Origin of the sequence: Synechocystis sp. FACHB-383 (assembly GCF_014698605.1) — a bacterium.
GTDB lineage: Bacteria > Cyanobacteriota > Cyanobacteriia > Cyanobacteriales > Microcystaceae > Synechocystis > Synechocystis salina.
In genome coordinates this window covers 1-26365 of the sequence record NZ_JACJTJ010000035.1, presented here as the reverse complement: position 1 = coordinate 26365, position 26365 = coordinate 1, and the positions used below count along the sequence as shown (strand labels likewise).

General features: G+C 47.7%; 25 protein-coding genes and 1 tRNA gene. 13 read left to right on the top strand and 13 right to left on the bottom strand.

The features are described from left to right. The first annotated feature begins 106 nt into the window (after nucleotides 1-106). Entirely contained in the window at nucleotides 107-394 is a 288-nt protein-coding gene (gene clpS, locus H6G45_RS10150) for an ATP-dependent Clp protease adapter ClpS (RefSeq protein WP_028947369.1), read from the top strand. A gap of 58 nt (nucleotides 395-452) precedes the next feature. On the opposite strand, the gene H6G45_RS10145 is transcribed toward clpS, so the two are convergent. Next, complete coding sequence (locus H6G45_RS10145; RefSeq protein ID WP_190598328.1) at nucleotides 453-1640, bottom strand: glycosyltransferase; 1188 nt, start codon at nucleotides 1638-1640, stop codon at nucleotides 453-455. A 170-nt stretch (nucleotides 1641-1810) separates the two neighbouring features. Between H6G45_RS10145 and H6G45_RS10140 the strand changes: the two genes are divergently transcribed. The 3 genes from H6G45_RS10140 (at nucleotide 1811) to H6G45_RS10130 (ending at nucleotide 4351) form a co-directional block, all read left to right on the top strand. Continuing rightward, on the top strand, nucleotides 1811-2320 hold the full coding sequence (locus tag H6G45_RS10140) for an inorganic diphosphatase (protein WP_014407118.1): 510 nt from the start codon (nucleotides 1811-1813) through the stop codon (nucleotides 2318-2320). A gap of 261 nt (nucleotides 2321-2581) precedes the next feature. Next, entirely contained in the window at nucleotides 2582-2947 is a 366-nt protein-coding gene (locus H6G45_RS10135; protein WP_190598327.1) for an NAD(P)H-quinone oxidoreductase subunit M, read from the top strand. 36 nt (nucleotides 2948-2983) lie between these two features. Continuing rightward, nucleotides 2984-4351, top strand: a complete 1368-nt coding sequence (locus H6G45_RS10130; protein WP_190598326.1) for a hypothetical protein — start codon at nucleotides 2984-2986, stop codon at nucleotides 4349-4351. A 57-nt stretch (nucleotides 4352-4408) separates the two neighbouring features. Here H6G45_RS10130 and H6G45_RS10125 read toward each other — a convergent pair whose 3' ends face one another. After that, complete coding sequence (locus H6G45_RS10125; RefSeq protein ID WP_190598325.1) at nucleotides 4409-6025, bottom strand: glycoside hydrolase family 3 N-terminal domain-containing protein; 1617 nt, start codon at nucleotides 6023-6025, stop codon at nucleotides 4409-4411. Nucleotides 6026-6132: 107 nt separating this feature from the next. After that, the gene (locus H6G45_RS10120) at nucleotides 6133-6552 is read right to left on the bottom strand and encodes an NUDIX domain-containing protein (RefSeq protein ID WP_190598324.1); all 420 of its coding nucleotides are present in this window, start codon (nucleotides 6550-6552) and stop codon (nucleotides 6133-6135) included. Nucleotides 6553-6662: 110 nt separating this feature from the next. On the opposite strand from H6G45_RS10120, the gene folB reads away from it, so the two are divergent. Both folB and H6G45_RS10110 read left to right on the top strand, forming a co-directional pair. After that, a complete protein-coding gene (folB, locus tag H6G45_RS10115) occupies nucleotides 6663-7019 on the top strand; it encodes a dihydroneopterin aldolase (RefSeq protein ID WP_190598323.1) in 357 nt (118 codons plus the stop codon). Nucleotides 7020-7029: 10 nt separating this feature from the next. Then, the gene (locus tag H6G45_RS10110; protein ID WP_190598322.1) at nucleotides 7030-7650 is read left to right on the top strand and encodes a LysE family transporter; all 621 of its coding nucleotides are present in this window, start codon (nucleotides 7030-7032) and stop codon (nucleotides 7648-7650) included. 107 nt (nucleotides 7651-7757) lie between these two features. Here the strand turns inward: H6G45_RS10110 and moeB are convergent, their stop codons facing one another. Continuing rightward, on the bottom strand, nucleotides 7758-8930 hold the full coding sequence (gene moeB / locus H6G45_RS10105) for a molybdopterin-synthase adenylyltransferase MoeB (RefSeq protein ID WP_190598321.1): 1173 nt from the start codon (nucleotides 8928-8930) through the stop codon (nucleotides 7758-7760). A gap of 138 nt (nucleotides 8931-9068) precedes the next feature. On the opposite strand from moeB, the gene H6G45_RS10100 reads away from it, so the two are divergent. After that, nucleotides 9069-9470, top strand: coding sequence for a DUF2237 family protein (locus tag H6G45_RS10100; RefSeq protein WP_190598320.1), 402 nt, complete (start codon nucleotides 9069-9071; stop codon nucleotides 9468-9470). Beyond that, nucleotides 9471-10433 carry an RluA family pseudouridine synthase gene (locus H6G45_RS10095; RefSeq protein ID WP_190598319.1) on the top strand — a complete coding sequence of 321 codons (963 nt, stop codon included), beginning with the start codon at nucleotides 9471-9473 and terminating at the stop codon, nucleotides 10431-10433. A gap of 94 nt (nucleotides 10434-10527) precedes the next feature. On the opposite strand, the gene H6G45_RS10090 is transcribed toward H6G45_RS10095, so the two are convergent. The 3 genes from H6G45_RS10090 to H6G45_RS10080 all read right to left on the bottom strand — a co-directional run bounded on the left by H6G45_RS10090 (nucleotide 10528) and on the right by H6G45_RS10080 (nucleotide 13794). Next, nucleotides 10528-11259, bottom strand: coding sequence for a sugar transferase (locus tag H6G45_RS10090; protein WP_190598318.1), 732 nt, complete (start codon nucleotides 11257-11259; stop codon nucleotides 10528-10530). Nucleotides 11260-11358: 99 nt separating this feature from the next. Further along, nucleotides 11359-12495, bottom strand: coding sequence for a glycosyltransferase (locus H6G45_RS10085; protein ID WP_190598317.1), 1137 nt, complete (start codon nucleotides 12493-12495; stop codon nucleotides 11359-11361). 12 nt (nucleotides 12496-12507) lie between these two features. Continuing rightward, nucleotides 12508-13794, bottom strand: a complete 1287-nt coding sequence (locus tag H6G45_RS10080; protein ID WP_190598316.1) for a type IV pilus twitching motility protein PilT — start codon at nucleotides 13792-13794, stop codon at nucleotides 12508-12510. A 581-nt stretch (nucleotides 13795-14375) separates the two neighbouring features. On the opposite strand from H6G45_RS10080, the gene H6G45_RS10075 reads away from it, so the two are divergent. After that, complete coding sequence (locus tag H6G45_RS10075) at nucleotides 14376-14750, top strand: hypothetical protein (protein ID WP_190598315.1); 375 nt, start codon at nucleotides 14376-14378, stop codon at nucleotides 14748-14750. 142 nt (nucleotides 14751-14892) lie between these two features. Here the strand turns inward: H6G45_RS10075 and H6G45_RS10070 are convergent, their stop codons facing one another. Beyond that, nucleotides 14893-15519 (bottom strand): hypothetical protein, encoded by a 627-nt coding sequence (locus tag H6G45_RS10070; protein ID WP_190598314.1) that lies wholly within the window; start codon nucleotides 15517-15519, stop codon nucleotides 14893-14895. Nucleotides 15520-15531: 12 nt separating this feature from the next. Beyond that, on the bottom strand, nucleotides 15532-15762 hold the full coding sequence (locus H6G45_RS10065) for a DNA-directed RNA polymerase subunit omega (protein WP_010873067.1): 231 nt from the start codon (nucleotides 15760-15762) through the stop codon (nucleotides 15532-15534). 176 nt (nucleotides 15763-15938) lie between these two features. Here H6G45_RS10065 and H6G45_RS10060 point away from each other — a divergent pair, with 176 nt between their 5' ends. The 4 genes from H6G45_RS10060 (at nucleotide 15939) to smpB (ending at nucleotide 17768) form a co-directional block, all read left to right on the top strand. Beyond that, nucleotides 15939-16325, top strand: coding sequence for a DUF309 domain-containing protein (locus H6G45_RS10060; RefSeq protein WP_190598313.1), 387 nt, complete (start codon nucleotides 15939-15941; stop codon nucleotides 16323-16325). A gap of 53 nt (nucleotides 16326-16378) precedes the next feature. Continuing rightward, nucleotides 16379-16451 (top strand) — tRNA-His (locus H6G45_RS10055). 400 nt (nucleotides 16452-16851) lie between these two features. Next, entirely contained in the window at nucleotides 16852-17175 is a 324-nt protein-coding gene (locus tag H6G45_RS10050; protein ID WP_190598312.1) for a DUF760 domain-containing protein, read from the top strand. Between the two features lie 128 nt (nucleotides 17176-17303). Then, the gene (gene smpB / locus H6G45_RS10045) at nucleotides 17304-17768 is read left to right on the top strand and encodes an SsrA-binding protein SmpB (protein ID WP_190598311.1); all 465 of its coding nucleotides are present in this window, start codon (nucleotides 17304-17306) and stop codon (nucleotides 17766-17768) included. Nucleotides 17769-17834: 66 nt separating this feature from the next. Here smpB and H6G45_RS10040 read toward each other — a convergent pair whose 3' ends face one another. The 4 genes from H6G45_RS10040 to H6G45_RS10025 are packed head-to-tail and all read right to left on the bottom strand — an operon-like array spanning nucleotide 17835 to nucleotide 26104. Next, nucleotides 17835-19661, bottom strand: coding sequence for a hypothetical protein (locus H6G45_RS10040; RefSeq protein WP_190598310.1), 1827 nt, complete (start codon nucleotides 19659-19661; stop codon nucleotides 17835-17837). Between the two features lie 13 nt (nucleotides 19662-19674). Beyond that, nucleotides 19675-20835 carry an FkbM family methyltransferase gene (locus tag H6G45_RS10035; RefSeq protein WP_190598309.1) on the bottom strand — a complete coding sequence of 387 codons (1161 nt, stop codon included), beginning with the start codon at nucleotides 20833-20835 and terminating at the stop codon, nucleotides 19675-19677. A gap of 2 nt (nucleotides 20836-20837) precedes the next feature. Continuing rightward, nucleotides 20838-23828: a glycosyltransferase gene (locus H6G45_RS10030; protein ID WP_190598308.1), complete on the bottom strand. Its 2991-nt coding sequence runs from the start codon at nucleotides 23826-23828 to the stop codon at nucleotides 20838-20840. After that, a complete protein-coding gene (locus H6G45_RS10025; protein ID WP_242018128.1) occupies nucleotides 23825-26104 on the bottom strand; it encodes a glycosyltransferase in 2280 nt (759 codons plus the stop codon). Before H6G45_RS10025 ends, H6G45_RS10030 begins: the two co-directional genes overlap by 4 nt. Nucleotides 26105-26365: the final 261 nt, after the last annotated feature.

The following is a 26365-nucleotide window of genomic DNA, read 5'->3' as shown; positions in this document are numbered from 1 at the left end:
TCTTTACTTTTTCTATTGTAGCCTTCTCAGCTCTTGGGGACTGGAGGTTACAATCTATACGTAATAGAATCTGAAGTTTCTCCACTTTCGCCCAGGGAGGTAAATGATGGCGACCGAAGTTTTAAACAAGCCCAGCAATAGCACAATCCGCAAGCACGCTCCCCGTTACCGGGTTTTACTGCACAACGATGACTTCAATTCCATGGAGCATGTGGTGCAGACCTTGATCCAAACGGTGGCGGGCATGACCCAGCCCCAAGCAGTGGACATTATGATGGAAGCCCACGTTAACGGTATGTCTTTGGTCATCACCTGTGAGTTGGAGCACGCTGAGTTTTACTGTGAAACCCTGCGCAGTCATGGGCTGTCCAGCACCATCGAACCGGACGAATAGGCTCTAGGGTGTTAGGGCCAAACTTTTTCTCCATGGCAATGGTTGCTCCGATGAAACTTCAGCGGCTGAAGGCATTAACATCTGTGACTCGCCAACTAAGTTTGAGGTTGAACCAAAAGTTCCAGATGGTCACTAGGGCGATCGCCAGGGCGTTGGCTAGGTAGCGGTTGAAGTGGGAAAAGTTAAAGAAGAAATTCAACAGTGCCAGGTTAATGCCCAGGCCGGCCCAGCAGATCAGATTAAATTTGAGCAGACGTTTGCTTACTTGGGAGGGACTGTTTTGTCCCTGGGTTAGATCTTGGAAAGTCCAACGGTCATTCCAGAAAAAGTTATTAAGGATGGCCAATTGGGCGGCGATGATCTTGCTGCGACTCAGGGGCAAATCCCCCAGGGATGGTTCCGTGAGGATAAATAAAAAGGCCATGTCCACCGCCACTCCGGTTAACCCCACAGCGCAAAATTGCAAAAACCGGGAAGAAAGGGACAATCTTAGTTTGCATAAATGCTGGAGATACTCCACGTATTGCCGCCAGGTGACCTTACTGTGCCCCGATCGCCGTTCTTGAAAGACGTAACCGACTTCCGCTAACCAACGGATCTGCCCCCGGGCCGCCACTTCAATGAGGATTTTGTACCCCACCGGGCTGAGCGGACAATCGGCGATCGCCAAACGCCTCACCATGAAAAAACCACTCATGGGATCCGACAAACGACCAATGACCTCCGGCAAAATTAATAAACCCAGCATCTGGGCCCCCCGAGAAAGGAACCGCCGCACCAAACTCCATTGACTGACCCCCCCTCCTGATTGATGGCGACTGGCCACCGCTAAATCTGCCCCCCGTTCCATTTCCGCCAACAAGGCCAAAAGTACCTGGGGAGGATGCTGTAAATCCGCATCAATAACCGCCAAAATCTCCCCCCGGGCCTGCTGCCAACCCCTAATCACCGCCGTGGATAAGCCCCGCCCCTCCGTTCTCCGAATCACCCGCAATTGGGGATAGGTTTTGCTTAAATTAAAAGCCTTTTGCCAAGTTAAATCGGGACTGTCATCGTCCACCACAATCAATTCATACCGGCCAGCCCAACAGTGTTCCAGCAATTCCACCAGAGCAGTCACCATGGCTTGGATATTTTCTCCTTCGTTATAGGTGGGCAACACCAAGGAAAGGAAAATACCGTCGGTTTCCCCCAGCTTGGGCACTGTTAGGGCCGTGGCTTGGGATGGCAGGGGCGAATGGACCATGGGCAGGGGCAGAAAAAATGGATAATGACCGCCCTAATTATGGCCTGTGGAGAGCCCAAGGGAAATTCCCTTCAGTAAGGCTAGGTACAAGGGGAGCCCACCGAGTAAAATGCGATCGGGTTTCGAGCCCGTTTTGTTGTGACTCTTTTGTACTTCGTTGGAGAAAAATTGTGGACCTAAGCCGTATTCCTGCCCAGCCCAAAGCCGGTTTGATCAATGTGTTGATCGAAATTCCCGCAGGGAGCAAAAATAAATACGAGTTTGACAAAGACATGAATTGCTTTGCCCTCGACCGGGTACTGTATTCCTCTGTGCAATATCCCTACGACTACGGTTTTATTCCCAATACCCTCGCTGACGACGGTGATCCCCTCGACGGCATGGTGATCATGGATCAACCCACTTTTCCCGGCTGTGTCATTACCGCCCGGCCCATTGGTATGTTGGAAATGATTGACGGCGGCGATCGGGACGAAAAAATTCTTTGTGTTCCCGCCAAAGATCCCCGTTACACCTACGTTAAATCCATCAATGACTTGGCAGGGCACCGCTTGGATGAAATTGCCGAGTTCTTCCGCTCCTACAAAAATCTGGAGAAAAAGGTGACGGAAATTCTTGGTTGGAAAGATGTGGATGCAGTGCTCCCCCTGGTGGAAGAGTGCGTTAAGAACTATAAGTAATACGCCATCAAATCCGAGAGCAACTGTAAACCATCGGTCTTTGCCCAAATTAGTGATTTTTGAGGTTGGCGATGGGATTTTATGTTAGCTCCCATCAATTGCAATCCACCTCCTGAACTGTGGCCGACCTGGGAAATTGTGGCTCAATCTATAACGTGGGGGCCATGGACTGTACCAATAAGTTCTTGGATAGCCTAGTCCCCACCCCTGGCGAAATTTGTTTACAATGCTCTGTGATCCCCAACGGCTTAGCTAACTGCCATGCTTGTCAAATCCACTACCCGTCACGTCCGTATTTTTACCGCTGAAGTGCAAGGCAATGAACTGATTCCTAGCAATAGTGTCTTGACCATGGATGTGGACCCTGATAACGAGTTTGTTTGGAATGAAGACGCTCTCCAACAGGTTTATCGTCGCTTTGACGAGTTGGTAGAGTCCTACGGCGGCGAAGATTTGACCGACTACAATTTACGGCGCATTGGCTCGGATTTGGAGCATTTTATCCGTGACCTGTTGCAGGAGGGTAAAGTTAGTTACAACCTGGACTGTCGTGTCTTGAATTACAGCATGGGGTTACCCAAAGTGGAAAATGCGGAGACCGCTGGCAAATATTGGCTAGAAAAATAACCCCAATCAACAATTGTGGGAGGGAGGCTTAACACTGTGTTCGATCGCCATTGGCAGAATCAAGGTAATTACCGGCCCAGATATAGGTCTTATCTGACCAAAGTTCTGACGGTATTTCTACTGGCGATCGCCATTGGTTTGGGGGGCTGTCAATCTTTATCGGCATCACCCCCACCCCCATTGGTCAAAGCTAGCGAACCGGTGCAATTGGGCAACCTGCGGGAAGTATCTCCCCCTAAAGCAGTGCAGACCCTAGCCCCCAGCTTTAATCAATACCAACCCCAGCTAAAAATCCTCTCCCCTGCCCCCGATACGGTGCTCAAAAAGACCACAGTGGCGGTGCAACTCCAGGCGGAAGACCTTCCCCTGAACGAGGATGATAGTGTGCCCCTGCGAGCCCATGTCCATTTAATTTTGGATAACGAGCCCTATCGAGCGATTTATAACCTAGACCAACTCATCATCCTAGAAGATTTGGAGCCGGGCACCCACACCCTGCGGGCCTTCCCCGTCCGCCCCTGGCATGAAAGTTACAAAAACGATGGGGCCTATGCCCAGGTTACTTTCCATGTTCTCACCAAAACCGACAGCAATAACCCCGACCCCGGCTTGCCCCTGTTGACCTACAGCCGTCCCAAGGGAGATTATGGGGCTGAACCAATTCTTTTGGACTACTATTTGACCAATGCCCCCCTCCACATTGCGGCGGAAAATGATGCGGGTCTAAGTGATTGGCGCATCCGGGTCACCGTCAATGATGAAAGTTTTTTGGTGGATCAATGGCAACCCATTTATCTGGAAGGATTTGAGAATGGGGAAAATTGGCTCAAGTTGGAGTTCATTGACGAAGCGGGGAACCTGGTGGCTAACCGTTTTAACAACACAGTGCGGGTGATTAATTATCAACCCGATGGGCAGGATGCCTTTTCCCGTTTAATGCGGGGAGATGTCCCCTTGGCGGAGGCCTATACCCTGGTTGGTTTAGAGCTACCCTTTGGCGTGGAACCCTTAGAGGAATTGGTCGAAACAGAGGAATTGGTGGAAACTGCACCGGAACCTTCCATTCAGCCAGAAGTAATGGAATCGGTTCAACCCGATGACCAAATTGAAGTGGAAGAAACAGAAGTAGTAGTGGAAGAAATGCCCCTTGCTGATCCAGGGGAGCCCATGACGGATTTGACCACGGCCCCAGAGAGCGCTGCAGAGGATAAAACTTCCGAGTTAACCCCGCCATTATCACCAGAGACCCAACAACCTGAGGGGCAAGAGGTGGAGGAATTGGAGGTAGTAGTTGAAGTTGAGACAATTGAGGAGGAAAGGGTTGTTGAGGAGGAAATGACCGAGATCCAGCCAGAACCTTTGAATGAGTTGAACGATCTAACCTCAAATTCCTCAGAAAGTTGAGTGAGGATTACGGGCGTTATGGGCTCTCGTAGTATTTCCTGAGCCTTCCCTGGGAAATTAAGTGGTAAAAATTCCATCTTGAATGCTGTGGTCAGATAAATCCTGCCAACCGAATAATTGATCAATGGCGATCGCCTGGGCTTGGGACATTTGGCCATGGGAAAAGGTCCACGGTAAATGGGGACAGAGTTCTACCATTTGGCTTTGGAACCAAGCTAAAACGTAGGGACTGCCGTAGACGATTAATCCTTGCAAGGATGGATGGGCTAAACATTGGCGATACAAAGCTTGGTTTAGGGGAGTTAATCCCGCAGTGCCCCGGAAAGGATTGCCCCGGATAAATACCTGGAGTACATAAGGATGTTGACCAATGGGATAGTGCTCCAACCAATCGGCAGTTAAAATTTTGGCGCTGTATCCTCCCCGGAGAGGAAAAGTTAAGGCAGGACAAGCTCGGTCGAGGTAATCAGCGGTGAGTAAATCATCTACGACAACTAAATTTTTTCCTTGCCGATCGCCTAGGTTGGGGACAGGTAAATCTCCGCCGCTTTGCAGTGCCGCAGTGATAATTTGATCCACTAATTTACGGCCGGACTGGGGTTGTAAGTTAATGGTGAAATGGCTGGGGTCAGGGCCGGGGGCCAATTTTTCCTTGGCCGTTAACACCCGTTGCAAAGATTGTTCAATTCTCTCCTCTGTCAAACGACCCGACTCCACCGCCTGGGCGATCGCCGTGATTACTGGTATGGGATCCGGCGGCATTAGCAGAATATCAACCCCCGCTTCCAAAGCCCGGACGGCCACTTCCCCAGGGCTAGCAATGTCCGTAATGCCTCCCATAATCAGCGCATCGGTGACAATGATGCCCTCAAAACCTAGTTTTTGCCTTAACTGTCCAGTCAAAATAGCTGGGGATAGAGTTGCCGGATTGCTGTGGTCCCAGGCCGGCACAAGAATATGGGCAGTCATCACACTATCCACCCCCTGGGCGATCGCCTGCTGAAAAGGTGGGATCTCCACAGTTTCTAGCCGATCAATGGTGTGGGGCATGACGGGCAAATGTAGATGGGAATCGGTGTTAGTGTCCCCGTGGCCAGGGAAATGTTTGGCAGAAGTGAGAACGGCAAATGGCTGGGTTCCCGCAATAAATTCCCCCACCAAAGTCCCCACAATTTCCGGAGTTTCCCCAAAGGCCCGCACATTAATCACCGGATTGTCAGGATTATTATTCACATCGGCGATCGGGGCCAAAATCCAATTCAGCCCCACCGCTAGGGCCTCCTGGGCAATCACTTCCCCCATTTGATGGGCATATCGTTTAGCTAAGTCTAGGTTTTTCTCGGCAATACTACCCAAGGCCATGGGCGGGGGAAACCAAGTGGCACCAGAGAATCTTTGCCCCACCCCTTCTTCAATGTCAGCGGCCAAAAGTAACGGCGTAGAAGCCCAACTTTGTAACTGAGCAGTGCGTAAAGCCAATTCCGCCCCACTGCCTCCCAAGAGAATTACTCCGCCCAAATTAAGGTTAGTTAACCAATTTTGCAGGGTTTGATTAGGCGCTTCCCAAGCAGGGTAACGAATTTGATGATCAAACAAAAATCCTGAGGCCCGCACCACAATTAATTGGCCAATTTTTTCTTGTAAAGTCCAATTGCTGGGGGTGATAGCCGCCATAATTTTTGATTTGTTTATTATTTAAATGCTTGAAAATTAACTGTTAATTAGATTTAGTATTAATCAGTTGCGTATATTGCCAATGTAAAAATAGATTTTGGCAACCATTAAACCCTAATAAAACGTTGCTGATAATCTTCCAAAAGTAACTTAGTAAAACTGTTGAGGGGAAAATCAAATGCCTCTAGGGGGGTGACCCATTGCCATTCCACAATTTCTTCATTGGGAGTCACCTGAGTAGATTCACAACGGGCGTAGTAGTTTAATAAAACAAAATGGGCTGGGCAATGGAATTGTTGGTCATTCACCGCTTCCTGTACCAAGGCAAACTTGATTTCCAGCAAATCCAACCCCACTTCTTCTTGAAATTCCCGTTTTAGGGCGGTTTCTAGCGTTTCTCCCCACTCCACCTTTCCCCCTGGCACCCCCCAGGTACCCCGCCATTTCGTGGTTTTGACAATTAAAACTCGGCCGTCCGGGGCAGTAACCAGCGCACCAACCGTAGCTAAGGGAAATTGGGGAGGCATGGCAGGGAAAAATTATGGCAATTTTTGACTGGGTGATCATACCATGGTTAGCTGGGGAACCTGTCGTTCTTAGTTCAATATCTGGTAGTTAGTTGGTACTTAGTCAATTTATGGATACGTTAAATGTTAAGGGCATTCGCGCCTATGGTTACACTGGCTACTTTGATGCGGAACAGTTCTTGGGGCAATGGTTTGAGGTTGATTTAACCATCTGGATCGATTTGGCTAAGGCTGGGCAGAGCGATGACCTGAACGATACCCTCAACTATGCTGATGCAGTGGCGATCGTACAAAAGCTCATCCGTGAGTCCAAGTTTAAAATGATTGAAAAACTAGCCGAGGCGATCGCCGATGCCATTTTGGGAACGGGTAAAACCCAGCAAGTCAAAGTGGCCCTGACTAAATGCCAGGCTCCCATTCCAGATTTTGACGGGGATGTGACTTTGGAAATTCTCCGGAGTCGCTAGGTTATTCAAAGTGTTAACCATGGATTGGTCTAACATACTCAGTTTATTTGGGGCAATGTTGATCCTGGCTGCTGTTCCCAGTTTGAGTGTGTTGACTGTTTCAAGTAAAAGTGCCAGCGGTGGTTTTATCCATGGTTTTTTTGCTACCCTTGGCGTTGTTTTAGGCGATATTATTTTTATTCTTATTGCTCTCTGGGGCTTAGCTTTTTTACAGGGGGCGATGGGAGATATTTTTGTCGTTTTTAAATATATCGGTGGCATTTATTTAATCTGGCTGGGAATCAATACCCTCCGAGCCAAAGTTAACAATCAAAACCTGACTAAGGTTGATGCCAAATCCCTCTCTTCTAGTTTTTCCGCCGGATTGCTAATAACCCTAGCAGATCAAAAAGCTGTCATTTTTTATCTGGGCTTTTTACCAACTTTTGTTGACGTTAATAATATTGTCTATCTTGATACCGTAGTCATAATTTTAACCGCCATTCTTACGGTGGGAGGGATGAAGTTGTTTTATGCTTTTCTTGCCCACCGATCAGGGCTATTAATCAGCAGAAAGAATAAGCGATTAATAAACTATCTGGCCGGCACTTTGATGATTTCGGTTGGTGTATTTTTGCTTACTTCGAGCTAATCAAAGCCAATCAATCGGGCAAATGTAATAAAAAAGTGATCGCCATCTCCACTATCAGGAAAACGGCGATCGCCAAAATTATTCAGGGCTATAGTCCAGGGAAAAAGTTAATACTGGGTGACACTGGGGTCAACTTCCTGACTCCAAGCGGTGATGCCCCCTTTAACATTTATGCCTTCAATACCCGCTTGTTTAAGCAGAGTCAGAGCCTTAGCGGAACGTCCTCCCAATTTACAGTGGGCAATTAAACGGTGACCATTGACCAAATCCCGTACTTTTTCTATGCCGGGGCCCTCTTCAATATCGGGTAAAGGCACCAATACCGCCCCCGGAATGCGGGCAATGTCATACTCATTGGGATTACGCACATCTATGAGCACATAGTCATCGGCATCACTATCCAGCAAGGCTTTTAATTCTGTCACAGTCATTTCCGCTAAGGCCTGGGCATCGGCGGCTTCAGCGGCTTTGGCTTGGGGAATGCCACAAAACTGGTCGTAATCAATTAACTTTTCAATTACCGGCCGCACAGGGTTGGGACGCAATTTCAGTTCCCGGAATTTCATTTCCCAGGCGTTGAACAGCAGTAGGCGACCACTGAGGGTGTCGGGGGCACCAAGCATAATCTTGAGCGCTTCCGTGGCTTGAATCGTACCCACAATGCCCGGTAACACGCCTAAAACCCCTCCCTCAGAACAGGAAGGGACCATGCCCGGCGGCGGCGGTTCTGGATAGAGGTCACGGTAGTTTGGCCCTCCCTGGTAGTTAAACACCGTAGCTTGCCCTTCAAAGCGGAAAATGGAGCCGTAAACGTTGGGCTTATTCAACAACACACAGGCATCGTTGGTGAGGTACCGGGTGGGAAAATTATCCGTTCCGTCAATGACAATGTCGTAGGGGGCAATGATGTCCAAGGCATTGGCCGAAGAAATCTGAGTTTCGTAGAGGTCCACCTGACAGAAGGGATTAATTTCTAGGATACGGTGCTTGGCGGACTCAATTTTGGGCTTACCAATCCACGAAGTACCATGGATAATTTGCCGTTGCAGGTTGGAAGTATCGACAATGTCAAAATCAACTAAACCGATCCGTCCTACCCCCGCCGCGGCCAAGTAGAGCAGTAACGGAGAACCTAGACCCCCGGAACCAATACAGAGTACACTGGCGGCTTTGATGCGTTTTTGGCCATCGAGGCCCACCTCCGGCAGAATGATGTGGCGGGAATACCGTTGGTAGTCGTCTTGAGAGAGTTCAATCTCTGCTAGGTTTGGGTTAAGCATTGCTGTTGTTCACGGAAAATCATCGTCGGGATCACTACCACAACGAAGTTAACATTTTAATCTTTTTGGCGGCGGCACTACCATGGTTTTGGTGTGAAGATTGTTAAATAGCATTCTCATTTTTGTTTGGTTAACGATATGGCTACTATGCAGGATTCCCAGGATAAAAATGTGTTGGGCGGTGACCTCAAATGTTGTTGTAAGTCACCTTTAACCGGGTTTTACCGCAATGGCTACTGCCAAACAGGACCGACGGATTTTGGTCGCCATGTGGTCTGTGCCCAAGTGACAGCGGAATTTTTGGAATTTTCCAAAGCCCGGGGCAACGATCTTTCCACGCCCCAACCGGCTTACCAATTTCCAGGGCTAAAACCAGGGGATAAATGGTGTCTATGTGCGGCCCGCTGGCAAGAAGCCAAGGATGCGGGCATGGCCCCCTTGGTGGATTTGAGTGCCACCCATGCTTCGGCGTTGGAGGTGATCAGCTTAGATGCCCTGATTCCCCATGCTTTGCCTGGACAATTTACCCCGGAAGAATAGATGGTTGAGCAAATTATCGCAGAAGTTACGGCTTGGGATGCTTCTCCTGAGTTGATGGTCACCGCCCATGGGGAGCGACTAGACAAGTGGCTGGCGGAAAATTTACCCCAGTTGTCCCGGGCCCGATGTCAAAAATTAATCGAGTCGGGGCAGGTTTGGTGTAACGGGGTGATTTGCCAAAACAAAAAACAAATTCTCAAAGTTGGCGATCGCCTTTTGGTCAATATTCCCGATTTGGTCCCTTTGGATCTGGTGCCCCAGGCCATTCCCCTGGATATTTTGTATGAGGATGACCAACTGATCATTATCAATAAACCGGCGGGTTTGGTGGTGCATCCTGGCCCTGGCCATCCTGACGGCACTGTGGTTAACGCTCTACTGGCCCATTGTCCTGATTTGGCCGGCATTGGCGGTGTGCAAAGACCGGGCATTGTCCATCGCTTGGATAAGGACACTACTGGGGCCATGGTGATCGCCAAAACGGAATTAGCTCTGCATCATCTACAGGCTCAACTAAAAGAAAAAACTGCCCGCCGCCTATATTGGGGCATTGTGTATGGGGCTCCGAGGGAAATTCAGGGTACGGTAGCTCTGCCCATCGGTCGTCACCCTGGCGATCGCCTAAAAATGGGCATTGTGCCGCCAGAAAAAGGCGGTAGGAGTGCTGTCACCCATTGGCGGCTATTGGAACGGTTGGGCAACCATAGCTGGCTAGAATTTCAACTGGAAACGGGACGTACCCATCAAATCCGGGTCCATAGTAAACAAATGGGCCACCCTTTGGTGGGGGATAACCTCTACACTTCCCCCGGTAATCTCAATGTTAATCTGCCCGGCCAGGCCCTCCACGCCCACCAACTATCCCTCATTCATCCAGTGAGCGGGGAAACCATTACGGCGATCGCCCCGATGCCGGCCCATTTTGAAAAATTATTGGTCTACCTTAGGCAGAGAATCCCCTAAAAATTAGCCCGCACTCTCTTGGGAACATGGGGAAATTTATTACGGGGGCATAATTCTAGCCATGGACAGCCAAGCTAGACACCGGGGCATGGTGTTAGTAAGCGCCGTTATTGTTGGGGAAAAGCATTACCCCTAGGGTTTTGGCAATAATGAGCAAATCTAGAGTCATGGTGCGGTAGTAAACGTAATAGACATCAATTTGCACCCGTTCAGGATAGGGAATGTCATTGCGACCGGACACCTGCCACAGTCCCGTTAGCCCAGGCTTAATACTCAACACTTGGTTGATTTGTCGCCCATACTTGTGCAACTCCTCCGGCACCAAGGGACGGGGGCCCACCAAGCTCATATCCCCCTTGAGCACATTCCAGAACTGGGGAAATTCATCAAGGCTAGTCAGCCGTAAAAATTTGCCAATCCAGGTAATGCGGGGGTCATTACGGAGTTTAAAATTCTTTTCAAATTCCTCCCTGGTTTGGGGACAACCGGCCATCAGTTTCTCCAACACCTCATCGGCATTGGTGACCATGGTGCGGAACTTAATGCATTTGAAACGTTTAAACTTGCGCCCTACCCTTTCTTGCACATAGAAAATGGGCCCCGGTGAACTGACCGCAATCATCAAGGCGATCGCCAGGTAAAGGGGGGAACAGAGAATCAATACCGACAGGGAGAAACAGATATCGAATACCCTTTTGGCCACGGTTCCGGTGAGGGAACTGGAGCGGGAACCTTGATACCTTCTCGGAGAGACCGTTGGATAAAATCCGCGTCTCATCAAAGCACGGAGGGCTTTTACAGAGATCGGCGAGCTATTAGCAGTCATCGTACTCCATCACACATCACACCATATCGTCCTAATCATAAAGCCTGAATCGACAATTGTTACGATTCTTTGCTAAATAACTGAGGACTCCCACCGCCACTAAGTCCGATGAGGAACCTGATGACAGTACTTTTCCAGCAACGCCAAATATGACGTTTGAAACATTCTAGAAGAAAAACGGTTTGCTTGCAGGAAACAGTTCTCTGCACTGATCTGATGACTAAGATTGGAAAAAGTTTCCACTGCTTGCACTAAAGACGGCACCGTTTGTTGGTCAAACCAAAGCCCCGTCGCAGTTTGGGGATTTTTTTGATAATCCACCACCGTTTCCAAAGCTCCCCCCCGGCCAAAGGCAATGACCGGCGTGCCGCAGGCCTGGGCTTCCACTAGGGCAATGCCAAAATCCTCACAGGCCCCGTAAACAAAGGCTTTGGCCCGGGCCATGTAATCTTCCACTACGGCATTAGGTTGGGCCCCAAGAATTTGCACATTGGGCTGGGCTAGTTCCTGTAAAAGAAGTAAATCGGGGCCATCGCCGATCACCACTAGGGGTAACTGCAACTGGTTAAAGGCCTGCACAATCAACTTGACTTGTTTGTAACTGACGAGGCGACAGACCGTTAAGAAAAAGTCATCCTTCTTTTCTTGGTAGGTAAAGCGCTCCAAATTCACTGGGGGATAGACCACATCTGCTTCCCGCCGATAACAACGCCAAATGCGCCGGGCTGTGTGGTGAGAATTGGCCAAGAAATAATCCACTCGATTGGCGGAAAGCACGTCCCATTGCCGCAATTGATGGAGCAGGTAACGGGTTAAAATTCCCGGTAGTCCCCGGCCCATGGAACTGTTATTCAAGTAGTCAAAGGTTAAATCCCAGGCATAGCGCATGGGAGTATGGCAATAGCAGATGTGGATTTGGTGGGGAGCAGTCAGCACCCCCTTGGCCACCGCATGGGAAGAGGAAAGAATGACATCATATTCCCCTAAATCCAACTGTTCGATCGCCAGGGGCAAAAGGGGTAAATATTTCTGCACCCCCTGTTCCGCCCGGGGAAACCCCTGCAAAAAAGTGGTGCCAATGGAGCGGCCATAGAGGTAGCTCTGGGGATTGGTGGACTCAAAATCAATCAGGGCATACAGATCCGCCGTTACGTGGCTTAAAATCTCCTGCACCACCAACTCTGACCCCCCCGTTGCCTTTGGGGTGAGCCACTCGTGGACTAGGGCATATTTCATTCCTGAGATTCCTTAGGTTCTCCCTCTGAGTTTCATGGCCATTTCGTTGCGGGCGGGTGCTAACTCCAAGGCGGTTTCCTCCGTAATTCTGCCTTCTTGGTAGAGAGCAAATAGGGATTGGCTAGCGGTGACCATACCGTCGTACTCACCATCCTGCATTAACTCGGCAATTTCATCGTACTTACCTTGGCGGATATAGTCCTTCACTGTCTCTGTGTTAATGAGAATGTCATGGAAGCCGGCCCGTTTACCGTCGGTGGTGCGACATAAACCCTGGGCAATGATTGCTACCAGTGATTCGGCGATCGCCGTTCGCATGGCGGGCTGTTCTTCCGCAGTGTAGAGGGTCAAAATCCTTTCCAAGGTTTTAATGGCGCTGTTGGTGTGGAGAGTTCCCATTACCAAGTGACCGGTTTGGGCGGCTTTGAGGGCGGTATTGACCGTGCTCCGGTCCCGCATCTCCCCAATCAGGATAATATCCGGATCTTCCCGCAGAGAAGCCTTGAGAGCATGGTCAAATTCCAAAGTGTGCATACCCACTTCCCTTTGGCGGATCAAGGAGCGACGACTTTGGTGCACAAACTCAATCGGATCCTCGATGGAAATGATGTGTTTAGCATGTTCTCTGTTGATGTAGTCCACCATCGCCGCCATGGTGGTGGATTTACCGGAACCGGTGGGCCCCGTCACGAGAATTAGGCCTTTGTGGGAGTTAGACACGGTGCGCAAAACTTCCGGCAACCGTAACTGTTCCAGGGTCAAGATCTTGAGGGGAATAATCCGCAGCACCATGGCGGAGCCCAACAAACTTTCCAGGACGTTAATCCGCACCCTGGCAAAATCGTATTGTTTAGCCCCGTCAAATTCCAATTCCCGTTTGAACCGTTGAATTTCATCCTCGGTGAGAATTTCCCTGAGCCAACTCATAAAGGTCTGGTGATCCGTTGGCTCATAACGCAGGGGCAGCATTTCCCCCCGGTCCCGCATGCGGGGCACTTCTCCTACCCCGACGTGAACATCGGAGAAACCTTGGTCAAAGGCACTGCGGATTAACTCCTCTAGACTGGGCTGCCCTGGCGATCGCCCTGGAGCAGCATGGCCAGGCGCCCGAGGACTAGTGGGCAGATTGGTGTTGGCAGAAAGTTGTTGTGGTTGGGGCTGGCTAATGCTGGGGGGGGCTGGCACAAACTGCGTTTCTGGAGCCATACTTTCCTGGCGAATGGAAGGTGCAGTCCGCCCAGGGGGATTGTTGGGCAGAGGGGGCAATGGAGGCACAGAGGGGCGGGGAGGTTGGTTCATGACGTTTTTTCACCGGATTTTGCACTTTTGCACAGCGGCCCCTGGTAAAACGTTGGTGCAGATGGGGGTAGCAACAACGAATATGACCGGTCGGACTCAGTGGGGATACTCCTAATAGATTAAAGAATTTTTTCTATTTTTCGTTAGTCCTTTAACAAATCGACTTAATTGTCGCCACCGTCGGCCCATTTCGTTCCTTTCCCATTGATGAGATTTCCAAGGACAATTGTTAACAAATGTAAAATAAGCTGAGTCTCCTAATAACTAACTTTTTTGTTCCTTGGACACCACTGGCAAACCAAATGTAGGGATCAGAGTTAAACGACAAATTGCCCATGGAATTACAGCTAAAGCCTAGATAAATGGAACTAGGACAAATACCAGCCCTTGAATCTAAGATTGTCATTTATAAAAATAATCAGTAAATGTCAACGATTGAATGTAAATAATTATAAAGAAATCTCAGTTTCCTGGAGTCATTGCCTATACTAGATTCAACAGCCCCCCGGTGGGAGCCTGAGATTTGGGCACCGCTAGTTTGGGTCTGCCTCACCAGATTGTTGTTGTTGGAGTTAATAGTTATGGAGCTTTCGTCAAGGGAAGGAGCAGGAATGAGCTATATGCTCGTCCTCATGAAGAGTTTTTCCGTCTGGACTTTCACCCTATTGGTGTGCTTGTTGGTGGTTGGTTTCCCTCTGGTCTTTCTTGTCGCCACAGTGGGGGTTTTAGCGACGGTGGTATTGCAGTCAGTTTTGCCCATGAGTGCAGTGCTCTTGGTGGCTAGCAGCTTACTGGGAGGAACAGTTTTATTGGTGCTCTCCGGAGCGGCAACCCTAACTGCGAAAGGGATTCATCCCCAGGAAGTACGTTGGCTGAGTTGGCTCCATGGGGAGACTAATCTAATTCATAAACCGATGTTTGCTTCTTGCCCATTGACCTGCAGTCTTATTCAGTAATTAATTTTTGTTTAGTTTTTGTTTGATTTCATTTTTTAGCTTTTCTGAAGCCGCAATGGTTTCATTCCATATCTGCCTGTTCTCAATGCCCCCGTCTGAGGCTCCTACGCCTAAGTCGGGGGTTTATTATTTTGGGGCTTAATCAAGGCATTAACAACTGGGCATCCCCTGGTTGGGATAGTCCCGGTTGATTAGGCGTTGTCACCGCCGGTGTTGGGCTTTGACTGTCTTCTTCCTGGTTTCCCGCACCAGACTCTCCCCCATTGACTGAGGTTTGAGGCCGATAAATTTCCGCCAGGAAATCCACCAATGCTTGTCTTTGTTCTCGGTTTAACTGTGCAATCAACTGGCGATCGCCATCGAGGGGGGTTTCCTGGAGAGTGGAAAAACCAGGGTAACGCTCTGGTTCCATCTGCTCATTGGCATCAAGATAATCCGCTAGGGTCAAACGCCAATCGAAACGATAGCGGGTTGGCCTTTTTTTGATGTCCCGATGGTAACGAATCATGCGACTGATTAAGGTATTTTCCGGATCTGGGCTGCCATCACTCTGACGGCGGTAGTCGTTGCCCTTGGGCAGATCGGGAAAACGGGCGTAAACTTGCTGGGCAATTATTTCCACTACCACTGTATATCCTCCGGCGGGCACCCCCTGGGCTGGCTGGGCCTGGGACACCGCTCCCCACTGTCCGGGACTATGGAGTAGCATGGTGAGCAAAAAGCTCAGACAACCCAATAGCAATGACAGGGGGAAAAGGGGCTTAAACATGGAACTGGGGGTTTAGTTATCGCTAATAATTTCTGGACGGGTAAGTTCGTCGGACATTTCAATGATCGCCCGGATAGCAGGCTTCATGTTGGGATCATCAATGCTGTCAAAATCCTCGGAGCGATTTTCCTTGGCCCGCTTAGCTACCCTGACAGTAATGTTGTAACGGTTTGATGCGGCCCCCAGCAGTTCTTCGGAACGATAAATAATGTGGTTGGAATCCAAATTGCTACGCTTGGTCATGGTAAACAGGGTAAGGGGGACAATATGGCGATCGCCATTCAAAAACGAAAAAAGCAGAAACCGGGTGAAGGAAAAATTCGCGGAACACGCTTCCCAGTCTAGCGGAAAATTACCCCACCTCCAGCCCGACCGACCTAGATTGACCCTTTGCCCTAATGACGGCACATACATTAACCATGGACGCAAACATCGGCCTAGGCCTAGGCATCGAACAATTTAACCAGCAAGATTTTTATGCCTGCCATGACACCCTCGAAGCAGTGTGGTTAGAAGCTAACCCAACGGAAAAAAACTTTTATCAAGGCATTTTGCAAATCGCCGTAGCCCACTATCATCTTTCCAATCACAATTGGCAGGGGGCTGTGATTCTTTTGGGAGAAGGTATCCGTCGCTTAAAGGCTTTTCGTCCGGCCCACCAAGGAATAGAGACAGAAAACCTGTTGCAAACTAGTGCGGCTCTGTTAGCAGAGCTACAAACCATTAGCCCAGATCATTTACCCCAATGGTTGCGGGATGTGGAACCAGAAAAATTAGCTCCCCGAATTCACATACAGCAAAAATAGTGCCGAAAAGATCCAATCCCTGTGTTATCATCATTAATGCCTAAAGCAAAACGGCGAGCGTAGCCAAGGGGTTAAGGCAGAGGTTTGTGGTACCTCCATGCGTGGGTTCGAATCCCATCGTTCGCCCTTCTAAATCTTGTCAGAGATCAGAATAAGGTTGTTGTGCATTTATAGACCTTGGCCTGGATGCCCGAGCCAATGCTCCGCACTCCATACCCATAGGAAAATTTAAACATTTGTGGCATGAATCTTTAGTATATTTAATAATAGATTGAATGAATTATGCTCGGCCACAGCCAGTACTTTCTTTGGTAACCATGCTTGAAACTAGTCACATCAGGGGAGTTGGGCAGTGCAAAATTTTCAGTTCCTTAAGTGTCCACTTAGGTAGGAGTTATTGCCCCAGATTTTTGGGTAATTGTTTACCCCAGCCAGTTTGATAGCTTTTTACAAAACTTTGCCTGAGCCGCTATAGTGGAGGGTAATGCCAGTGATTAAACGGTCAGTCCGGAGTTAGGGAGTAATAATGGAATTTAACTTTGACTTTCATACGTCTGAACAGGAAGAACAACGGGTCAACACTCTGCTCCAGTATTTGCAAAAACAACACCCTGAAACCTTGGCCTGGATCGCCCAGTCCGCCAGCCCTGAAATCAAAGAGATTATTTATCAGAATGTGCAGGGCTTAGTGGGTATGTTGCCCATGGATGATTTTGATGTGCAAATCACTACCGACCGGGAAGATTTCGCTAATCTGTTGGCTTCGGCCATGATGACGGGTTATTTTCTCAGCCGTATGGAACAAAGGAAAAATCTTGAGTCTTCCTTTTCCGGCTCGGATTGCCTTTAGAAAATTACAGCACGGATTGCCAGGGGCCATGGGTGACAGTGAGTTCCTGGCAATGTCGGCAGGGCAAGCTTTTCAATCCACAAGAGCAACATTCAACAGATATATTACGGATACATTACTGACGGTTCATGGCTAAGGAAAAAGAAAGGATAAAAGTTGTCAGCGATAATCGCCAGGCTCGTTTTCTGTACGAAATCTTAGAGACCTATGAAGCGGGCATCGAACTACAGGGTACCGAGGTCAAGTCAATACGGGCGGGGAAGGTTAATTTACGGGATGGCTTTGCCCTGTTGCGGGATGGGGAAGTTTGGCTGATGAACGTACATATTTCTCCCTACGATAAAAGTAGTCAGTTTTTCAACCATGACCCCCGTCGTACCAGGCGCTTGCTAATGCATAACTGGGAAATCCGCAAATTAATTGGTCAAGTTGAACAAAAAGGTCTAACTCTAGTGCCGCTGAAAATGTATTTCAAGGGTAGTTGGGTGAAAATTGCCCTGGGCTTAGGTAAAGGCAAAAAACTCCACGATAAGCGGGAGACTTTAAAGCGTCGTCAAGATGACCGGGATATGGCCCGGGCCCTGAAGCGCTGATTTTAGACACTTTCAAAGAAGCTGTGCCGGAGATTAGTAGGATGTTAGGCGATCGCCGATGGCCTATTAACGAAGAATTTTTAACCCTTCACATTTATCCTTCATCCTTTCATCCTCGAGGTTAAATTCTGCTCGCACTGAATAATCCCGCCCGGGATGAAAATAGGAATTGTAAAAGAAACTAAAGGGTGCTTTTTCCACAATGCAAACCTGATCGCCGTCTTCAATTTGACTAAAGATTTCTTTCTTAACCATCCAATCCGCGGTCTCTAGCTGTTGTGTCAGGGGCTGAAATGCTGGATAAGTGAAGAATTTGTTGGTTTTATGGATGAAGATGATCATAAACATAAAAGCAACTAAGCCAAAATATTGGGGCTTAATAATATTCTTCGGGCGGGGGTCCTGCTCAGCCAAACGAGTGACTAGGTAAGCATTGAGGCTGACAAAAACAATCATCCAATACATGTAATAACGCAGCTCATAGGACTGGGGTAGCCACATGGTTACCGCCGACATAACTAGCATGAATGCCAGGGCCACTTTGGTTGATTTTTGCCAGTTTTTCCAACAAAGAAATGCCAAAAGTACGACATTGAAAATTACATAGCCACCAAAATATCCCCCCATGCCAAAGCGCTCTTCATTCCAGGAAATGAAATCCATGGCCAAGGTCCAACGCCAGGGTCGGCGATCGTCAAAGGCATTAATTTCCAGCAAAGACCTTCCCCAACGCACTGGTGGCGGCAAGCGACGAATATTTTCGTGCATGAAGTTGGGAGATTCTTCTGTGTGATTAAGCACCTGGCCTGCGATGGTAATTTTGACGGGGTAGGCAGGATTTTGGTAGACAATAATATTTTTGAGCGGGTTGTAGAAAATAATCAAACTGGCTAAGGTTCCCAGGGCAAATACCTGAGCTAATTTGAGTAGATTATCTTGACGGGTTTTATCCGATCGCCAATAGTTAGTGACAAAAAGAGGCAGTGAAGCAAGTATTAAGAGGAAAACAACCGGAATTAGTTGCAGTTTGATATTAGCCGCCACAAATGCCGACAAAAACAGGATTAGGAGAGTTTTAAAATCCAGTTTTATCTTATCTATGTAAAGCAAATATAGGGTTAAAATGCAGATGCTGACTCCCACATTGCCGGGCAGATCAATGTAGCTCCTGGCGGCATGCATGTGGACCATGGGTACCGCGAGGAGAGAAAGGCTAGCTAAGTAGAAAGGGATTTTTGGAACCTTAACCAGGTAAAAGATCAGAATTATTAAGCTAAAATAGGCGACTAGGTTTGTGGCTTCAATGCGACTAAAAGCTACCCAAAATAATCCCTGGAGCCAATTTGCCAGCAGGGGAAAACCAAGAAAGCGATTTTCTGTAAAATATTCAAAAGTATACTGTTCCGGGGGGATAATGCCCCAAATTCTGGCGGCGAAGGGAATATGATACATAAAAGCATCACCGCCATAGTTATAGTCAAAAAAAGCAATACCAAAAATGGAAATTAAAGTTAAAACTGCCGCTCCACTGAGGATGTAACCAATAATATTTAAAACGCCAATTTGGTTTATTTTTTCACCAACAGCAAATTTTTTTAGAGGATGGTCAACGCCCAAGGTTTCCAGCATCGACCAAATGGTGGCTGTTATGCCAACAATCAACAAAACAATTCTCCCTAGCCGTAGATCGTCCCCTTGAAATACGTTCCAATAGCCAGCAATACCTAACATGGCCGCTAGGGAAATGGAAATGTTGCCCCAAATAAAAAGTACGTTATTTTCAAATTTGCTTAGGAAAGCATAGCGGTGGACAACGGGAACTCCTTTATAAACAAAAAGACTGAAAGTCAACAGGAGGAGCCCGATCGCCAAACCAAGGAGGGGAACTAACATTGGGGGTTAAACACTAGAAATAAAGGGCGGCAGGAAGATGGTCAAAGTTGGCGATTTTGGTGATTTTGGCACTGTTGATGGTTAGGGTTGGATCCTGGGTGCCATGCTGGAATTCAAAATAAAGTTGGATTTCACTAGTTTCGGGCAAATTAATCACCCAATCCCGATAGCTAGAGGCTAATAGCTGACTGAAGGCATGGTAACGAAATATTACTTTATCGTTAACTTTTACTCCACACATTAAATCATTTTGGGTGCCTTCAGCAGTGAAGTCCCAATCGATTAAATAGCGGCCTTTCGGTAAAATTAGATTATTTTTTAGGCAAGCAGAACCATCCTTAGTCCGCTTAAAATGATCGGCATCTAACAGGCTATGGCTCTCAAACTGGAATGGGGCTTGATAGGGAGTTTCCCCCAGGCGATCGCCATGGATATAGAGATTATTACGAATGTCCGCCCCCACCGGATAATCGTCAGCGGTTTTAACTTCCCGATAGGTATTAACGTCGATGGCAATGTAGCCTAAATTGCGCAGAAAATCTAAACAGCGGGTATCATCCCGTTGGGTTTCTAAGACCAAATGGGGCTTGGCGGCAACTAGGGTTTTTTCCATGCCTTTAATGGCATCAAATTCTGCCCCTTCAATGTCCATTTTGAGCAAATTAGGCACTAGTTTAGTGTGCTCAACAAAGTCATCTAGGGCAATGGTTTTGACTTCATAGGCGGAACCCACCCCGTTTTCACTGTAAATGCTGTCATTGAGATGGCTACCCAGGTAAATTTTTACGGTTTCATGGGAGGTGGAGTAAACTGCATGGTGAAAAAGCTGGACATTATTACAGCCGCTCAACACTAAGTTTCGTTGGGTTTTATCAATAATGCGGGGGCTAGCTTCAAAGGCACAAACCACGCCCCTAGGGCCCACCATCCTCGACATTACTGTGGTTAAACCAGCGAAATTTGCCCCCACATCAAAAACAGTATCCCCCGGTTTACAGAGGTCCCGCAAAACTATTTGCACTGGTGGTTCCCAAAGGTTCTCCTGATACCAAGGGGCAATGCCAAATAATTGCACAGAAGCTAGTTTTTCGTCCACTGCTAGCTTTTTATCAATTTCTGGGGCAAGAACTTTTGCCAGTTTGAATTTGAGCTTATCTTTGATTTTGTTAAACATAATTATTTTTTAGAAGCGGTGATATCCGTAAACCAAAGGAAAGAATGTTGTTCGTGGCGATTATCGTTAAAAATTGAGTAATGGGGAGCAAAAAGTCTATCTTTTGGCCAATGCTGTTGGTGTTCCTGCTGCCATTGCTTAGTGAGTTTGCGGGCCGTCAGCATGGAGTTAAGGGGAGAAAATTTAGATAATTTGGGCAACCAATCCAGGGAGCGATAGGTTCCTAGCAAAGCTTTAATGCCCGGAGCGTACTGCAAAGCTTCAGCATGGGGATTAACTTTTTCTAGATAAAGGGCCAAATTATAGGCATGGTCAAAATCGGTACTAGTATGCTTACAGTAAGATTTGCGATAGCCCAGGCAATGGTAGAGTAAATTTTCCACTTCCTCAGGCGATCGCCGTTGGAAAGCATATTTAACACCGGCCAGGGTGCGATGTAAATACCAAGCCCGCATATCTTCAATTTCCGTAGCGGGGCTTTGGGTGGTGCGTTCGTCGGGGTAATTCCAAAACAGGCCCAACATTTTATCCACTACCTTACTCTTGATGAAGGGCATGACCCGGTTTTTAAATTCCGTATCCCCCGCCCCCCGGAAGCTTTGGTCATAGTAACCAAAACGTTCGTGAATTGATTTGCGATACAGTGCTCCCACCCAGGATAGGTAACAGGTTTCCAGATAAACCAAATCCTGTTCATAGCCAGTGCGGTCGTAGGGCATAATGTCACTGACCCAGCCCCCCTGCATATCCACATTGGTGACTAAACTGTGGCCAATGGCCCAATCCAGCTCTGGATCTTGGTCCAATTCCCCCGCCAGAATTTCTAAACAATCGGGCAAAATGGTTTCATCCACCCCCAGAAAGGCCAGGTAGGGAGATTTGGCCAATTTAATGCCCCGGTTCCAGGCACTTTGGATGGTTTCCCGTTGCGGCGATCGGGCATACAGCAGGGGATAACCCAAGGTGGGGGCTAAATCTTTGAAGACTTCATACTCATTTCCCGGTGAACCGCTGTCCACTAGCACCACTTCCGCTTCTCCACGCTTAATTAGGGTTTGATGCTGTAGGGTCTTTAAAAATAGGGGTAATTTGGCTGCCGCATTGTAAAGGGAAACAATAATGGTGGCCCGGTATGGCCCATCCCCCCGGCGATCGTCCCAAATTTCGTACTCATCCCCCGCCGGATTAGTCAGATTGTCCAAACGGGCCTGTTCAATCAAGCTATGGCAACGTTCCTCCCGTTCCGAAGGTTGGCCGTAGAGAGCAGATATCGCCGCCATTTCCTTGGGAAAGCCATATTCTGTCAGGGTCCGCAACACAAAGGGTAAATCGCCAAACTGATCCGCCCCCAAGGCCCGCATGGCCCGGAGTTTGTAGGTGGCAGAAACTAAGGTGTTGCTCCGTAGTTCTTCAATGCGAGCTAGTTCCCGCCAGAGTCGTACCCGGTCGATGCGATAATTGGTGGCTAATTTACCCCGCACTCCTTGGAATTCTGATTCATAGCCGGACCCCAAACGCCATCCCATTTGGATTTTTTCCGCCAAATCCTTCGCTGTTTGCTCTGTGGCATTGAAGGTTTCTTTGTATTTTTTGAGTAAATTAGGGGCTTTAACTAGCTGGGCATTGCGGTCATCCCCCAGGGGTTGCAAAACTCTGCCTTTTAATTGTCCCGCCGTACTTTTTAAATTATTTTTAATTTGCTTGAGAGTTGGTTTTAATTGGACTTTCAGGGGTTGTAAAAAGGAGACATTCTCCTGGGTACTTACCCAATAACCCATTAACTGGGCATACCAATTTTGCAGTTCATCTCTGATTTCTTGTTCATACTGACTATTTTGTTGATAAATATCAGCTAAAACAGGGCTATCAGCTATGGCTGCTGAATTTTTAACGCAATCCACTAGTTGACGACGGTAACCAGCATAGTCGCGTAAAATATGCTCAATGGCTGGCAAACAACTGTAAATATTTTCTAAATCAATTTCTACAAAAGGAACATCGGGAAAGTCTTCTTTCAGTAGACGACATACCCCAGCCCCGCCACCAATGACGGTGGGACAACCAGAAAATAAGGATTCCAGGGCTACTAAATTGAGGGTATCGTAGCGCGAAGGCACAAAGGTGACCGTTTTACGGGCGAATAAGCCCATTAATTCCTGTTGAGGTTTGGGAGGTAAAAATTTAACGGGACTCTGGCGATCGCCAAGCATACTCCGGAGATAACTTTCCGAGGAAATGGTGCCGGTATCATTAAAACTATGGGGGCCAATGATATTAGCTTCGTTATAGAGATCTTTGTCCAACCACCAAGCGATATCAATAAAAATATCTGGGCCTTTCCGTCTTTCGGTGCGACCAATAAAGTTCAAATCGGGGCGATCGCCACTGGCAATTGCTTCTAGGGGCTGGGGTAATGCAAAGAAATGAAGGGGATGGTAATAGTGGGCAGAAAATGGGCTTAGGCATTGCCATTCATCAATGTAGCTTTTACTAATGCCGTAGCGGAGATCGACGGTGGCATATTGCTTCCATTCTTCTAGTTCTAGGGGGATATTTTCCTTACCTTTATTGAACCAATCTAACTTTAAAGTGGTGGAAATTTTGCCATGGAGAGAAAGGGCAATCTTCGCAAATTTTACCCGGTGGTAATCTAGGGCTGGACGCAGAAAAATAGCCCACTGTTCATAATCAGGGGAATCAACCAAGTCGAATTCCATGCCAGCTACCGATGCGGCAATGTTACTGGCTCTGACGAAGGAACGGTAAACCCATTTGGGGGGATTGACGTCAAAGAAGTTATTTAAATCGGCGAGGAAATATTTTTCCTGAAAGGGGACTCCGTGGGCGTTATCGGGACGTTTAGTGGCACGCTCTTCTTTGTCAATCAGGTAATAAAAATCAATATCGGGGTTTTTACGAATTAAACTGCGGTAAAAAGTTTGCCCGCCACCTACTTTGGCAAATAGGTCAAAATCTGTGATTAATACCTTCATGAAAGCAAATCTAGGTAGGTTTGATAAAGCTGACGATAGTCATAGTTTTGGGCAAAATTACGGGCAGAATTACCCAACTGCTCATATTGGTGGGGGTGCTGGATAATATCTTCAATTACCCCAACATAAGTGGCTAAATTATTGTTAATTAAACAATTCACCCCCGACTCCACCGGATAACCCCGAAAGGCGATCGCCGTGCCGAGGATTACCTTACCACAGGCCATTGCCTCCAGGGTTTTGACAGACATACCAGTGCCCGCTTCGAGGGGAATCAGCACCAGCGCTGAACGTTGATAAAGGGCTTGGAGGACGGAATCGGAGACTTTACCCAGGGCAAAAAAGTTTCGTTGCTGGGTCGGCGGACAACAACTACCCACGGCGATCGCCTGCCAATGGCTGTCACCAGCTTGGGCCAGGGCTTGAATTTGCGCCACTGCTTTGAGATTGGGGAGATGTTGACTGCCCACAAATAAACAGAAGGGTTTGCGCCAATCCATGGAGGGGTCGAAGGCTTGTAACTCCGCCAGGGCCTTTTCCGGGGCGGGTAAATTTACAGCGGCTTGGGTATCTAGACCAATGGGGATGCAATGGCTGGCAATGTTATGACTTTGGAAAAATGCTTGATCATCGGGGGCAAGGGTCACCACTGCATCGGCTTCCCGCAATGCTTGTAATTCCTCCGCCAGGGCAACCTGGGCTAACCAAGTATCAGTGGGTAACTGTTTGGCTAACACGTCATGGGCTGTAAGAATTAATTTAACCCCCCGACGACGACATATCGGCCCGGCGATCGCCGCCCAAAAAGGATATTCCAGCAGCACCGCATCGGCTCCATCAATGATTCGCTCCAACGTTTGTTGAAATTTGTGGTCAAAGCGGCTGCCATAGTAAATCCAAGGTAGCCAATTTTCTGTTAGTTCCTGATAAGACAATGGGGAAAAATTAATGTTACCAGCCATGGCAATATCCAGCATTTTCTGCCAACTGACAAAGGCTTCTTGGTAAATTTTTTGCACCAAATCTCCCTGGGCAAAGGTTGACCTGAAATAAAGGTAATGAATTTGTCCTTGCCAATTACTCTGGCGATCGCCGATGGTGAAAACAGTTACATCTAAACCTTGACTAGCGAGAAAATCTGCCACCTTACCAGACCGCTGACTAGCCCCACTACGCCGTTCTTCCATGTCTCCCCAGGGGTAAAGCATGACAACGTTTTTGATAGCACTTTTACCTGTATTGAGAACCTGAACTTTCTCCCCAAGAATATAGGTCGTAGCTTGGTTTAGTTGTCTATAATCAATGTCCTGATCAATAGTTGTAAGTGAATAAACCGTTGCTTGGGGTTGTAGCTCCTGGAGCTTAAAAGCTAAAGGTTCAACAGGAGTGAGTAAAACCGCAAATAATTTCAGTTGCTCAATTTCCCATTGAAAATCCTGCTGTACAATTTCCCTTTTTCGGCGGAGCGCATCATCATAGGAGTGAAATCTATCCACTTCTAGTATGGTCCTAGTTGGATCCAAGCCTAATTTTGGTAGGTAATGTTGACAAAAGAACGAATCTGCATAAACTAAATCGATATTCTCCGCCAATTTATTTTGTAGTTCCAGGGGAATAATCAAGCCTGCCGATTGCACCCAATCCGTAATTAATGTTGATTTACGGGCATAATAATCCTGTAAGTATTGTTCTCGCTGCGCTGGGGATAAATTAGTGGAACTTTTGGCAAAACTATCGTAAAAATCATCATGCGGATAATAGTCTTGCAAAATCCAATATTGTTTTAAGCCAAGATGCTGTAAATCATCGCTAAGATAATCCCATTCCGACGGGTCAGCCTGTCCTAAACGGCGGTAAAAAATGCCATAAACTTCATAGCCACAGCGACAAAAATATCTGACTTTGTTAAGATTATCTCTCTCACTTAATTTATCCAGAGCCATCATCACTAGTATCGAAGCAATAGCTGAATTTTGAGGCTGAATTTCAACCGTTTCTACAGGGGATATTTCCAGTGGCCGAAGCAGGCATTCTAAAAAGTAATTCGGGGATTGCATAGACTGCCAATGGCGGCTAAAGTCTTTGGCTTTTTCCGTCAGACTAGCTAGATTTTCCAACACATAGCGAACGGACTTAGGCAAGTCTTGAGGATTGGGATAAATGCCAGCCCTCGTGTTGTCAACCTGCTCCGCTAACCAACTACCCTGGGGTACTACCACCGGCTTACCCGCCGCTAAAGCTTCTGTTAATACCCCCGAGGTGCGCTGATAATTCATTGGGTTATAGGGCAATACCACCATATCTGCTGAAGCTAATAAACGATACGGCGGATTCTATGACGAGGTGGTACAATGAGGGACAAATATTCAGGGGAGTTCATCGAAAAGTAAAATGCCAGCTCTATCAGTTGATCTAAGAGAAAGGATAGTCAAGACCTATGAAGGTGGTGGAACCTCAATTAGAAAAGTAGCAGAGCAGTTTCAAGTAAGCAAAACGACCGTTCAGGATTTGCTTAAATTGAAACGAGAAACGGGACA